Origin of the sequence: Peribacillus sp. V2I11, assembly GCF_030817135.1 — a bacterium.
Lineage (GTDB): Bacteria > Bacillota > Bacilli > Bacillales > DSM-1321 > Peribacillus > Peribacillus simplex.
The window spans coordinates 99963-113083 of sequence record NZ_JAUSYW010000002.1; the positions used below are offsets into that span (position 1 = coordinate 99963).

At 36.9% G+C, this 13121-nt stretch carries 9 protein-coding genes and 1 tRNA gene; 2 read left to right on the plus strand and 8 right to left on the minus strand.

From position 1 onward, the window contains the following. Positions 1 to 434: 434 nt before the first annotated feature. A complete protein-coding gene (locus QFZ73_RS27055) occupies positions 435 to 929 on the minus strand; it encodes a cysteine hydrolase family protein (RefSeq protein WP_307273503.1) in 495 nt (164 codons plus the stop codon). 308 nt (positions 930 to 1237) lie between these two features. After that, on the minus strand, positions 1238 to 1741 hold the full coding sequence (locus QFZ73_RS27060; protein ID WP_307273506.1) for a DinB family protein: 504 nt from the start codon (positions 1739 to 1741) through the stop codon (positions 1238 to 1240). 475 nt (positions 1742 to 2216) lie between these two features. On the opposite strand from QFZ73_RS27060, the gene QFZ73_RS27065 reads away from it, so the two are divergent. Then, positions 2217 to 3452: an IS110 family RNA-guided transposase gene (locus tag QFZ73_RS27065; protein WP_307261933.1), complete on the plus strand. Its 1236-nt coding sequence runs from the start codon at positions 2217 to 2219 to the stop codon at positions 3450 to 3452. Positions 3453 to 4104: 652 nt separating this feature from the next. Beyond that, positions 4105 to 4178: transfer RNA gene (locus tag QFZ73_RS27070), tRNA-Trp, on the plus strand. 110 nt (positions 4179 to 4288) lie between these two features. Here QFZ73_RS27070 and QFZ73_RS27075 read toward each other — a convergent pair. The 6 genes from QFZ73_RS27075 to QFZ73_RS27100 all read right to left on the minus strand — a co-directional run bounded on the left by QFZ73_RS27075 (position 4289) and on the right by QFZ73_RS27100 (position 12842). Next, positions 4289 to 4774, minus strand: coding sequence for a hypothetical protein (locus QFZ73_RS27075; protein ID WP_307273509.1), 486 nt, complete (start codon positions 4772 to 4774; stop codon positions 4289 to 4291). Between the two features lie 357 nt (positions 4775 to 5131). Then, a complete protein-coding gene (gene yumC, locus QFZ73_RS27080) occupies positions 5132 to 6121 on the minus strand; it encodes a ferredoxin--NADP reductase 2 (RefSeq protein ID WP_307273512.1) in 990 nt (329 codons plus the stop codon). Between the two features lie 145 nt (positions 6122 to 6266). Then, on the minus strand, positions 6267 to 7415 hold the full coding sequence (locus QFZ73_RS27085; RefSeq protein ID WP_307273517.1) for an aromatic ring-hydroxylating oxygenase subunit alpha: 1149 nt from the start codon (positions 7413 to 7415) through the stop codon (positions 6267 to 6269). Between the two features lie 76 nt (positions 7416 to 7491). Further along, positions 7492 to 8643, minus strand: coding sequence for an N-methyl-L-tryptophan oxidase (gene solA / locus QFZ73_RS27090; protein WP_048883410.1), 1152 nt, complete (start codon positions 8641 to 8643; stop codon positions 7492 to 7494). A 26-nt stretch (positions 8644 to 8669) separates the two neighbouring features. Beyond that, positions 8670 to 11102: a GcvT family protein gene (locus QFZ73_RS27095; RefSeq protein WP_307273522.1), complete on the minus strand. Its 2433-nt coding sequence runs from the start codon at positions 11100 to 11102 to the stop codon at positions 8670 to 8672. Between the two features lie 1086 nt (positions 11103 to 12188). Next, a complete protein-coding gene (locus QFZ73_RS27100; protein ID WP_251432904.1) occupies positions 12189 to 12842 on the minus strand; it encodes a TetR family transcriptional regulator in 654 nt (217 codons plus the stop codon). Positions 12843 to 13121: the final 279 nt, after the last annotated feature.

Sequence of the window (13121 nt, forward strand, 5' to 3'; positions counted from 1 at the left end):
AATAACGAATTACCCCAAAACGATAAAAACGAGTAAGATGCACAAAATTTTCGTTCTAGGGGTATTATGATATCTTACCTTGATGGGCATGGGGTCCTACCAACAAAACGCGGAAAACATACGCTAAGAGAAATTCAGGATAAAAAAAGCCTTTTTTCCTACGCTAAGGGAGTAACATCAGGAAAATACAGATTTACAACGGTAAGGAAATCCAAATATAAAAAAGCCTAATTTCTCGCTTTTAACACCGAGAAATTAGGCTTTAGTTACTTCATTAAAGCGCCCGATTGCTGAAGATCATTAATCTAATCTTATTGAAGATAGGCACCCATTAGCTAGAGTGAACCCATATTTTTAAATACCAAAAAAATTATATGGCCATCGGAGCAGGGTATTTGTTAAGGACTACTCATCTTGATAAAAGCAATTCATTTCTATAAAAAAGTTAAAAATCTATTATTCCAGAGATTCTCATGATGTTCAATGATCGTTTTGGCTCCTAGAAGTTCACTATTAAGGGTGGTAGTTAACCCTTTTTTCATAAATAATTTATATCCTAATCCATGAGCCATTCTAATAGTTGTATCTACACAATATTCAGTTTGTGCGCCACAAATTTCAAGTTTATTTATATTTAATTTCCTTAGTTGTTCATTCAAATCAGTCTTGTAAAATGAGTTTGCATGTGTTTTGTTGATATAGATATCTGTATCTTTAGCATCTAATTCCGGAAATAGTTGCCATTCTGGAGAATTAAGAACCAGATCACTATCATTATGTTGAACAAAAATTATAGGATTGTTTTTTTCTCTAAATAAACGAATTCTTTGATTAACCCCATTTAATACATTCGCTAAGTTATAAAGTGGAACATTTTCAGGCTGAACACCAATTTGCAAGTCAATAATTATTAATGCTGTATTTTCCATAATTATTATTCTCCTCATACCTTTTTTAATAATTAATTTACTTAACGATATCATAAAATTTTCCTTATGTTCTTTTCTCAAAGGGTGCAGATGATTTGGATGGTACCATTCGTTTATTAACAGAAGATGATTTAGCAAAAGTCTCGAGTCAGAGCTTTTTTAATCATCTTACCAAATTGAACTAAATAGCCCATTACTTCAATAACAAAAGACGATTACCTTTGTTTAAGCAATCGCGCCCTAAACATAAAGAAAAAGCACAATTCTTGCTGCAGAATTGCGCCCTATTGCGGAAGACTTCCTTATTTTTATTTAGCGAATTCCTTTTCAGGCAACCCCAATATGTCTGTATTTTTAGGTATATGGCCAAGTAGACGTAGCATTGCTACAATTTGCCCTTTATGATGCGATTCATGAGTAATTGAATGAATTAGTAATTGATGTGGCGTTTTTCTTACAAACCCACTGCCTGTTTTCCAAGAAGGCTCTTTTTCGATAAACTCATCAAATTTGTTTTTGAATTGTTCAAACACACTCTCTACATATACATCAGCTTGTTGAAAATAGCGTTGAATATCATCTATCTTCATATTATTAATTACTTCCTTCGTAAATAATGGTGATGATGTTTCTGAAAGTACAAAAGAACCTACCCAAGCATGATAGCAACCTGCCACATGAACTAAAGAATCTCTAATACTCTGAAAACCAAATTCAAACTCTTTAGTAAAGTCATCTTCATTCAATTCTCTACACTGGTCTAATAAAATCTGACGTGTTTGTTTTACCCATTCATATTCTAGCTTTTCCATAGCATCCTCCCACCCCTTAGATATAAAGGGGAATTTTTCTTTTTACTATACACCAAGTTACAATTTCATTTTACCTAATTTGTTTTTTTATTGAGCTACCCTAAAGGTTAATAACACTCCTTCACAATCCCTTCCTACTTTAGCAAAATATTCTTCATCCGTTATGCTACAATCTGGCCCAATTGTTGAATAAAGGTCAAAGAGCACTCTTCAACTAACCTGCCCCGATCGTATTATAAAGGTCAGCCAGTTATTTCTGGTTGAACAATTTTTATATCGATATATGATAACGGTAGCCGGGGTAGAACGTTCCTGCCCGTGGGGCTTGGACCCCGTCAACTAAACAGTTCGCCCCCTACTTGTAGAAACATGATTAGGCTGGTTGAGACTAGATCTCGTATAACAAGCGAAGCTATGATACTACAAGAAGGATTAGGGGTTACCGGCAATAATATGTTTTTGGAGGAGATAAAAAATGAATCCAGTGGTTGGTCTGGATGTAGCGAAAGGTGAAAGTCAGGTTCAAGCGTTCTTGGATAAAAAGAAGCCTTATAAAAGAAGTTTTAAAGTAGCACATACCATTGAAGAACTAGAGAGCTTACACCAATATCTTAGAGAGATAGAAAACATAACAGGAATTCGACCTCCGGTCGTTTTAGAGTCTACTGGGCATTATCATACGCCCATTGTGCAGTATTTTGAGGAGAGAGGTTACTTATTAATTATCGTTAACCCACTCATTTCTTATCGTGCGAAGAGCTCTAGTTTACGGAAAGTAAAGACAGATTTAATCGATGCACGTCACCTCTGCGAGCTGTACTATAAAGAGGATTTAGAGCCTTATAAAAAACGAGGGATACAACTCTTAAATCTTCGTAATCTTTCAAGACAACATGCAAATATAACAGGTATCTATGTACAAACAAAACTACAGTTTCAGGCTGTTCTTGATCAAGTATTTCCTGAATATAGAGGGGTTTTTGGAGATTTGTATTCGGTTGTTTCTTTGCTTACTCTATTAGAATTCCCTACTTCTGAAGACATATTAGTAGTCGGTGAAGAAACTGTAGCAAATAGGATTAATGAACTTTGTCCAAGTCGTTCTAGAAAGTGGGCGAATACAAAGGCAGAGAAACTTATGGCTGCCTCAGCTCGAAATCCTTTTCAGAGAACTTTATATCAGAGTCACATTTTAAGCCTAGAGATGTATATAAAAATGCTTCTAGAATACCAAAAGCACCTATCCAGGTTTGAAGACGAGATAGATGCTTTGGCAAAAGAAATTGAAGAATATAAGATTATCCAATCCATCCCTGGAATCGGTGAAAAAATCGCTGCAACGATCATTTCTGAAATTGGAGAGATTGATCGGTTTAATCACCCTAAAAAACTAGTGGCATTTGCCGGAATTGATCCAAGTATCTTTGAATCAGGTAAATTTAAAGGCACAGTAAATCGGATTACCAAAAGAGGTTCTGGTAGACTACGACATGCCTTATATATGGCCGTTCGTTGTGCCATTCGTGATTGTCGCAAGAAGAAAACGACAGATAAAATCATCCCTCGGAACAAGAGATTACGAGAGTTTTATGATAAGAAACGTGAAGAAGGAAAGCCCTTTAAAGTAGCTGTGATAGCATGTGCCAATAAGCTTCTACAATGGATTTATGCACTATTACAAAACCATTCGACTTTCCAAGATCTAGCCTAGTTTAAAAGTATAACTAAATAGTACAAAACTTTCCAAACACAGTTCATTGGAAGGTTATTTGGCATGCACAAATTTAGTATAGCATGAAATATTTTAAGTTTTCATTGAAAAATGTTGACTAACTATTAGCTGGTTTAGTGCCATAAGAAAGAGAGCTGCCAAAGCAACTCCCTTAATGAAGTAATGCACCCGTTATGCATGCCAGATGGCAGCCTGATCTTCAACTTAACTTCAGTATGAGGCTCTTTTTATTAAGTTTATTGTAACGATTTCAACAGGACCGTGGTCATCACATTCCCACCCTTTTTGCAGCAATATATCATCCGTAAGGGTTTTGTTCATCCACCCTCTCCAAAATACATCCTACTAAAATGAATAATGAGTTATTAGCTATTTTGGGATGTCAAATAAAACCTATATTCTACCGAGGTATATTTTAAAATAAATAAAACTTTTATAGCCGCTCAGATTTCTCCAGAACTAGTACGGGGTAATTATCAGTAAACATATTTTATTATTAAAAGGAATAAACCATGGTTCCAAATAATAATACGGATAATAATCCAATACAATCTGATCTAATCTAATCTAGATTGAAATTAAAAAAACAGACTAAACTAGTTTGGTTGTTGCCAGGATCAAACTAGTATTTAAGGGCATAGTTTAAAGGTAAAACAGAGGTCTCCAAAACCTTCGGTGTGGGTTCAATTTCTACTGTCCTTGCCAATATATATAGCGGCATAGCCAAGTGTTAAGGCACAGGTCGATTCCGATTGCCGCCTCTAAAATACACCTCCTACTGTTCCAGAGGTGCATTTTCACTTTTATAGTTTTATTTACCACTCGTAATCAGGATTAAATTCTTGCGGCTCCATTTCTGCTTCTTTATATGTAACGGGTTTTTCATTAGGTAACGTAACAGTTATTTCCGTTTTTTCTTTATTTAATTCTAAGGTTAGAAAAGAAGTGTTGTTCGATTCTTTGCTAGATATTATACCGGTTAGTTTTGATCCAGTTGATTCTGGTAACTGGAAATACTTTAGGATTTTCCCTTTTCCCTTTTTCGGGATTTTTTCCAGTGTAAACTTGGATCTACCGTCACCATCACTTTTGATAAGTATATAAGATTCATCGTTCATCCAACCTCCATATATATGATACTTTGGTGCTTCGTAAGATGGCACATTGTCTTGTGGTGTAGGCTTTTGCACCTCTTTTAAATCTACCCTTTCAGGTTTGATGATCATTACTTGTTCGTTGTCACAAGCAGCGAGACTCCATATAACCAGGAATCCTACGGTGATTTTTTTAAAAGTAAACAAAGCTTTTTCCTCCTAAAAGTGAATAACTGACTTTAATTCTTCTTATCTATTTATTTTGGATTATAATTCCATTATAACTCCCACTAAATTTCCAGTAAATCAATTACTTGAAGGAAATCAACTTTATTGTGTTTATAAAATGCAAAAAAAAGCGTATTATATACGCTTTTTCAAAGTGAATACCTGTAAACAATGATTGGTATTTATCATCTTTTGATTTTTTAGCTCTTCTGATTCTAAAAATCCCCTAATAAGATTTTCAATTTTCATTCCAAGTCGTTTACTATCCGGATAGGGAACAGCATAGTGGTTTTAATATTTAAGTCGTCGGAGTCAAATAAAATCAAATCACGGATTTCAAAACAAACTAGTGCTGTGAAGCGGTTGGAGGCGTGCTTTCGGATCCATATAAGCCTTTGCGTTGTTAACGGCAGTAGGTGCTTCACCAAAACCACTTGCGATTAGCTTCACTTTCCCTTCATATGTACAAATATCTCCCGCAGCATATATTCCCTCGATGTTTGTTTCCATTTTGCTATTTACGACAATAGAATTTTTCTCGATTTCTAGGCCCCAGGTTTTGATGGGTCCTAATGAAGAAACAAACCCATAGTTCACAATAACATGATCAACATCTAATATTTCTTTTCGATTGCCTTTTACTTCTTCTAAAACTACTTGCTCAATTCCTTCACCACCAGTTAATTCCTTTGGAATGAAAGGAGTGCGTACGTCCACTTTTGAGTTATAAAGATTTTCAATACTATGTTCATGAGCACGGAACTTATCTCGCCTATGAACTAGTGATACTTTTTCTGCAATCGGTTCAAGCATAAGAGCCCAGTCCACTGCTGAATCCCCGCCTCCACATACAAGTACTCTTTGTCCAGCAAATGTATTCAGGTCATTTATAAAATAATGAAGGTTACTATTCTCAAAATGAGCAGCTTCCTCATTTTCAATTTTTCGAGGTTGAAATGCACCGTTTCCAGCGGTAATCACAATCGTTTTTGAATAATGCACTTCATTGTTTGTTGTTAATTTAAATACCCCATCTATTTGTTTTTCAACCGTTTCTACAGCTTGTTCAAGGCAGATTGTTGATTCAAACTTAGCCATTTGCTCCTTTAAATTGTTAATTAATTCTTGTGCTCGGACCTTAGGGAATCCAGCAACATCATAAATGTACTTTTCAGGATATAAAGCTGTAAGTTGCCCACCAAGTTGTGGCAAGCTTTCAATTATTTTTACACTCGCTTGACGCATTCCACCATAGAAAGCAGTAAACAATCCTACAGGTCCACCACCTATGATTGTTATATCGTATACTTTAGTATCTTCTTTCACACATATCCCCCCATTTAAAAGTATCTTGATTAAATCTCAGTAACAATAAGGAACCGTACTCCACCAATTCAACCGTTGGATTCACAAAAGGCACCTGTTTTCAGCAGGTGCCTTTTTTATTACATCACCAATTTATAAGTATCTGTTATTCAACTTCCGTACCGATTGACTCTAAAACGTAATTGTAAAATCGGGAAACATGATGTTCAATCGGAACTAAGATTCCGCCATCTCTGTATGCTTTTGATCCCATGTTTTCTTGACACCATTGACAAGCTTCAAAATCCTGCTCATTTACACGATGGAATAATTCAACTGCGTCCAGTGGATTAAAATCTGGTTTGGCCATTTCTTCTGGATCAAATAGCCAATCACAAATCACAATCGATCGATCCGTACTAATCGGAATGATCCGGTGAGTTATCACATGATCCGGCGTTAAGTTGATGAATACATGAGGAATAATGGTCATTCCATAATAGATACGGTCATCTTCAGGAAGCAACCCTTTTAACATTGGCCGAGATCCTTTTCCACTTATGGAGAAAGCCTCCAAATTTTCATTGAATTCTGCCCCTATACCGACTGCGTTTTGTGTTCCAATGCCTGTTTTGAATTCAGGAAGTGCCGCTGTCAGTTCAGGGTGAATGGCAGAGCAATGGTAACATTCCTGGAAGTTTTCTACAATGATCTTCCAGTTTGCTTTCACATCATACTCTTTGCGATGAGCGACTCTTAGATTTTGGATTTGATATCTACCAAATGTCTCAAGTTCACCGAAACGATCAAAAATTTGTGTGTCTAATTGTTGTTCAACCGGCATTGGATTTTCAGAAAAGTTCAGCCAGATCATACCATGCCATGTTTGAAGGTGCACTTCTTCTAAACCGTAGCTATCATTATTTATTAACTCTTCACGACATTCACTCGATTTGGGTACTCCAAGTAAGGAACCGTCAAGTCCATAACTCCAAGAATGATATGGACATCGGATAATCCCTGTCTTTCCAGAAGAGTCGCTGCAGAGTGTTGCTCCACGATGACGACATACATTTAAGAAAGCTCGCAGCACACGGTCTTTTCCCCTAACAATCAGAATATTTTCGCCTTCAACCTTCATTGTAATGTACTGGCCTGGCTCCGATACCTCATACTCATAGCCAACGAAAAGCCAAGATTTTGCAAAAATATTCTTTTTTTCTAGTTCATAAACTTCCGGGGATGTATAAAATTCTCCTTTTAAGGTAGATCTGACTTTCCCTTTATCATTTAAGATACTCTGATCCATTGCCATCTATTATTCCTCCTTGGTCCTTTTGGAATCATGTAACGTCAGTCTGACACAAGGTGTTTTATCTATTGTAAAAAACTTACTGATAGGCAAAACGCTGCGGGCTGAATAAATCAATGGGATGATTTGTTTTTCCATCTATCACTAAATCCGCTAATATTTCCCCTACAACACTTGCAAACTTAAATCCATGTCCAGAAAATCCAGCTGCAACTGCCACTTGTGGATGATTGGGATGTGCAGAAATGACAAAATGTTCGTCCGGTGTGTTTGTATACATACATGTTTTTCCTTGTAAAAAGCGACCGTTTAGTTGTGGAATTCCTTGGGCCAGATACTCTCTCATCATGTCCACTTCATCGCTATGCACATTTCGGTCAATGGTTTCTGGTGTACACGGTTTTCCCTTGCGGAAAAAGGCGACTTTTGCTCCTTCTGCACCTATTCCTACAGAAGGGAAACCATATAATTGCACATTGTCATCTGCTTCCCATATATAAATCGGTTGATTTCCAACACGGAACGGCTCAATTCCTCTTGTTGGCTCAAAGAACATTTGAATATGTCGCTCTACTTGTAAGTTTACCCCTAAGTCTTTCAAGATTTGTGGTGCCCAGGCTCCTGCAGAAATGACCACTTTTCCAGCTTCATATGTTCCGTTATTTGTCACAACACGGACACCTTCACCAGAAGGATGTGCTTCCCACGATTGAACAGATTCGAAGAATCGAAGGTCGGCACCATGCTTCTCTGCATGAAGAAGATGGGTGTATACACTACGTTCTGGTCTGACAAATCCAGCCTTTTCTTCGTATAATGCGATTGTGTTAGGTGATGGGTTAAACACCGGGAAACGTCCGCGAATATCAGTTGCCTCCAGCACTTCATAAGCAAGGTCCCACTGTTTCGAACTTTTAATACTACCGGATACAGTTAAACTATCTGGAGGACCCATCATTAATCCTCCCGTAACCGTCATAATCTCTTCTCCGCTCTCTCGCTTAATCTCATCCCATAATTCGTATGCACGAAGTAATAATGGAACATAAGCTGGATCTTCAAAATAAGATTGTCGAATGATCCGTGATCCGCCGTGACTGGATCCTTGATCATGTGCGGGACCAAACTGCTCAAGCCCAAGCACACGCTGACCTCTCTTTGCTAATTGATAAGCAGCTGTACTGCCCATGGCTCCTAAACCGATAACAATAACATCATAATGTGTCGACATATATAATCCTCCTGGCTGTTTTGATTTTACTGATGAGCCCTCACAGCGGATTGGGTCATTCTTGTTGCAGTATAGCGTTTCCCAAAGTATTCAATACTCAATTGGCTACTTTTATGGACAGTTTCAGGTGATAACAGGGCATACACAATCCCCTTACCAAAGTTGTATGCATAGCCAGCACTTGTTACAAAACCTGCTACCTTATCTTCATCAAATACTGGTTCATACCCCATAACAACCATTGAAGGATCATCCAGTAGTAATGGAGTTAACAATAGGTTAGGTCCATTTGCCTTGCGGTCAAGCAATGATTGTTTCCCTATGAAAGTTGGTTTGTTAAGGTCGACCAAATGGTCGAGTCCTACTTCATAAGGATTATGTTCACTCCAAAAGTCCTTACCGTTTCTTAGTGAAAGTGATTCGATTCGAAGACTTTCAAGTGCACGGTCTCCTGCAGCAATGATCTGATAGTGGCGTCCTGCTTCAAATAGGACATCCCATAACTTTAATCCTTGATCGGATGTTGTGAATAGCTCCCATCTCTTTGTTCCGGCATAGGAATCGTACACTGCGAGTACTGGAACATTACCGATAAATCCTTCTTTGGCCTGTCCAATCTCCCATTCACTTTTAACAAAAGCCCGAGAATCAAGAGAATTCATTATCTCGCTCGCCTTTCCACCTATTACGCTAAGACCACACATTCCGTTCGTTAGATCTTGAATCACAACCTGGCTGGATACAGGTACTTGTTTTTTAATCCAGCTAGCTTCAACTGCTCCTGTGCAAAGAACAAAGAATGTTGAAGCTGCGGTACGAATCACTTTTATTTCATCTTTTATACCAGCTAATTCATGAAGCATCAGTGTACTCGTCACCTGTCCGATTGGAATATCAATCGTGCTTGTTGTGAGGTGTTGTAGAAACTCAAGCGCTCCTTCTCCACTGATTTCCAACCGTTTTTTTACTGCTGTCACATCATAAAGTCCAGCGTATTGACGAGTATGCAGATGTTCAGCTTCGATAATTGGTGACCAATACTGGGCAGCCCATCCTTTGCGCTCCAAGATGCTTTTTTCATACGTTGCAACAAGCGAATCATTTGCTTCAAACCATTGTGGCTGTTCCCAGCCCGATTTTTCGTTAAAATAAGCCCCTAGTGATTGTTGACGCATATAATATGGACTTACACGCATGTCGCGTGATGTTTCCGGCTGCATGAACGGATGATGAATATCGTATACTTTTTCATAATTTTCAATAGAGCGTTTCTTATAATAAGCGGGGCTTTGTGCATAAGTGTCAAAACGATTAATATCACACAACTCCAAATCGAGGGTTGGTGCTCCATTTACAATCCATTCAGCCATTTCTTTCCCAACGCCGGCAGAATGAGTTACCCATATAGCTTCTGCAGCCCAAAAACCACGAACTTTTTGTGATTCTCCTAGCAGCGGCATCCCATCTGGTGTAAAGGAGAATATCCCGTTTATTCCTCTTTTCACGCCGGCTTGTTTTAATGCAGGAATGAGTTCCTGAGCATCTTCCCATGGCTTTTCAAAATCTTCAGGTGTAAAAGGCTTTACAGATGGCATTTCTTTCGCTTCGCCATATTTCGTAATTTCACTGACCTCAACAGGCAATGGTCGATGTTGATAAGACCCGATTCCTATCCCATTGAATACTTGGCGATAATACATAGCACTATCCTGATGACGGATAATCGGCATTGATACTTCTTCCGTTTCAGCAGCAAGTTCTTGTAAGTCATTCGAAAATACATATTGATGAGCGATTGGTTGAAGTGGAATGGTGACGCCTACCATTTCTCCAATACGAGGTCCCCAGAATCCGGCACAGCAAATGATCAAGTCCGCTTCAAACCGTCCTGCACTTGTTTCCACTGCCTTTACCTGGTCATCCACTACCTCGATGTCCGTTACTTCTGTGTGACCATAAAACTTAGTTCCGCAAGATTTAGAAAAATGAGCCATTTGGTCAACAGCCCGAAGAGGTTTGGCAATTCCATCTGACGGTACATAAAGACCACCATAAATGTTATCTGAGTTGAGTAACGGGTTTTTTTGGGCACATTCTTCTGGTGAAAGAACAAATGTCTCCATTCCCCATGATTTAGCAACGCCTGCTTTTCGTTTCAAATCGTCTAAACGTTCCTGAGTATTTGCAACTTCAAGACTACCTACCGAATAGAAAGAGGGTTGACCTTCATGACTTAACTCTTTGAACGCTTCTACTGTTTGAGAGGCCAATTTTGTTAGCACTTTGGAAAAACCAAGTTGAAACACAAGCCCCGGAGCATGCGATGTGGATCCCCCTGTTTCAAATAACGGTCCTTGTTCAATAACAGTTATGTTTCGCTGCCCCATTTTATTTAAATAATAGGCTGTACTACATCCAACAACACCTGCACCTATGATGACAATTTTCTTTTGTCCCATAACTCTCCGTCCCACTCCCCTCTTTTACCTACATAGTAACTAGTTGGGTTATTCTTAATATGTTATAAGGATTACTATGTTCACATTCAATAACGATTGCTCCTTGTATACCAAAAGAAGTTGAAAATTGACATGCGAAAAACGTTGACCGATTTTTCTAATTGACCTGCACGATTACACTAAAAAAATAATAGTTGTACAATGTTCCTTTTAAACTTTTAAATAGTAGCATTGTTTACAGACTGATAAGCTGAAATTTAAGATGGGGCAATTTTTTGTAATCTTGAGGAAGTTGCAAGATGTATTCTAGGAGGATGGTAAACTTTTTTACTTTGAAAATCTGCATAAGGATGTACTTACATTTCTAGTTCTTTGAATCTTAAATCACCAAGAAAATTTTCTGAATAATATGATAAGTATATAAATTCAATCTTCTGTACAGAAAACCCCCTTATTTCAACTCTATAATTTTATTAAATAATCATGATTACTTAATAATTAAGATAATTATATTACCGTTTTTTAACAAAGTAAATAATATTTTAAATATTTTAAAAATTTAAAATATAAATTAGTGATAATTATTGTAAGCGCTCTCTAAAAAAGAGGGTGAATTAGTTAATAACATTGATTTGGGAATGAAAGTTATATCAAATACTAATATTTTTGATTACCATTTCGCTTATGATCATTTAGGCGATAGTAGGATGACAGCTCAAATTTTTAAGTGTTTACCAACACATTAGGAATCTATCTAGACCAATTTTATGTACAAGCTTAAGAAAAAACCTATTAGGAAAATTCTTAAGCTTCAATCTAGACATTATTTTATTAGGTATGGTGGAAAGCATGGGGAACGTTTTTAGGGAGCTTCAGGAAGTGCAATCAAAGGGTTTGTTTTAGATGCATTAATTTATTCCAGGCTTATCTGCCGATTCGGCTAAGGAATTGCTCTGAGTTCTTATATCTGTCGTGCAGTTATTAAGAAGCACCCTGCATCATTTGCAGCAGCATTTCCATTTATCATTCTTATGATTTATGTCCCAAAAGTCGAAACAAGAAGTCGTTTGATTTATCAATTATTGTTTAAAGAATGGTATTACGAATATGATTAACAGTTACTTCTGCTGCTTCATCAACAGTATAAGTAGATCTATTATTGATAAACATGGTAAGCATGCCCTGCCAGATTAAATAATGACTTTCTGCGATCCGTTCAGCATTCTTCTCTTGAATGTATCCTTCGCTGATACATTGATTAAAGGCAATAAGAGTTCTCTTAGATAAATTAGATTCTAAAAGCATTGGCTTTATATCATCTGGAAATGCTACCAAATCAGTCGGGGAATATTCGTAATATTTTGTCAGGTTAATCGGATGAGTACCTAAATTAGCCGAAAATACCGCATAGTAGATTTGTGGAGATTCAAAAGAATATTTACAAAAACATTCCCAAATTAAAAAATATCTTTCCAAGGGTGTTCTTGCTCTCAAAAGATAAGTTGGTAAAGCATCCGTGTATTTTTTTACAAATCTCATAGAAGCAAAGAAAATGAGATGGGATAAGTCTTCAAAGTAGTTATAAATCGTTGCACTGTTATAACCTGCTAAATCAGCGATTTTTCTTATAGTAACTCTATCAATTCCCTCATCTGTGATAATATCTGCAGTTGCATTAATAAAGTAAGACATCATTCGGACAGTTTGCGTTTCTTTATTTTTTTCTGTTTGTTTTTTCATATTAACCACCTCGAATTTATGATAATTAATTTTGAGTGTAACATAAAAATGCATTCTATAGCAGCAATGAAGGATCCTATAAGGATCCTTCATTTATGAGAGGGCATATGGAAATTGCGATCTTAATTTTTACCTATTATTAGAATATATACCAAATAATGTTTTGATATTATTATTCTACTTTTATTTGTAACTGTCATATCTTGCTATTTTTAAGGATTTTAAAGGGTCTTAACTTGAATCCTTTTTATTTTGTAGTAATGTTTATTTTTGGGGATA

Coding starts and splice junctions, on each gene's coding strand:
- QFZ73_RS27055 (WP_307273503.1), bottom strand. CDS start 929: ATGGAAAATACAGCATTAATAATTATTGACTTGCAAATTGGTGTTCAG.
- QFZ73_RS27060 (WP_307273506.1), bottom strand. CDS start 1,741: ATGGAAAAGCTAGAATATGAATGGGTAAAACAAACACGTCAGATTTTA.
- QFZ73_RS27065 (WP_307261933.1), top strand. CDS start 2,217: ATGAATCCAGTGGTTGGTCTGGATGTAGCGAAAGGTGAAAGTCAGGTT.
- QFZ73_RS27085 (WP_307273517.1), bottom strand. CDS start 7,415: ATGGCAATGGATCAGAGTATCTTAAATGATAAAGGGAAAGTCAGATCT.
- solA (WP_048883410.1), bottom strand. CDS start 8,643: ATGTCGACACATTATGATGTTATTGTTATCGGTTTAGGAGCCATGGGC.
- QFZ73_RS27095 (WP_307273522.1), bottom strand. CDS start 11,102: ATGGGACAAAAGAAAATTGTCATCATAGGTGCAGGTGTTGTTGGATGT.
- QFZ73_RS27100 (WP_251432904.1), bottom strand. CDS start 12,842: ATGAAAAAACAAACAGAAAAAAATAAAGAAACGCAAACTGTCCGAATG.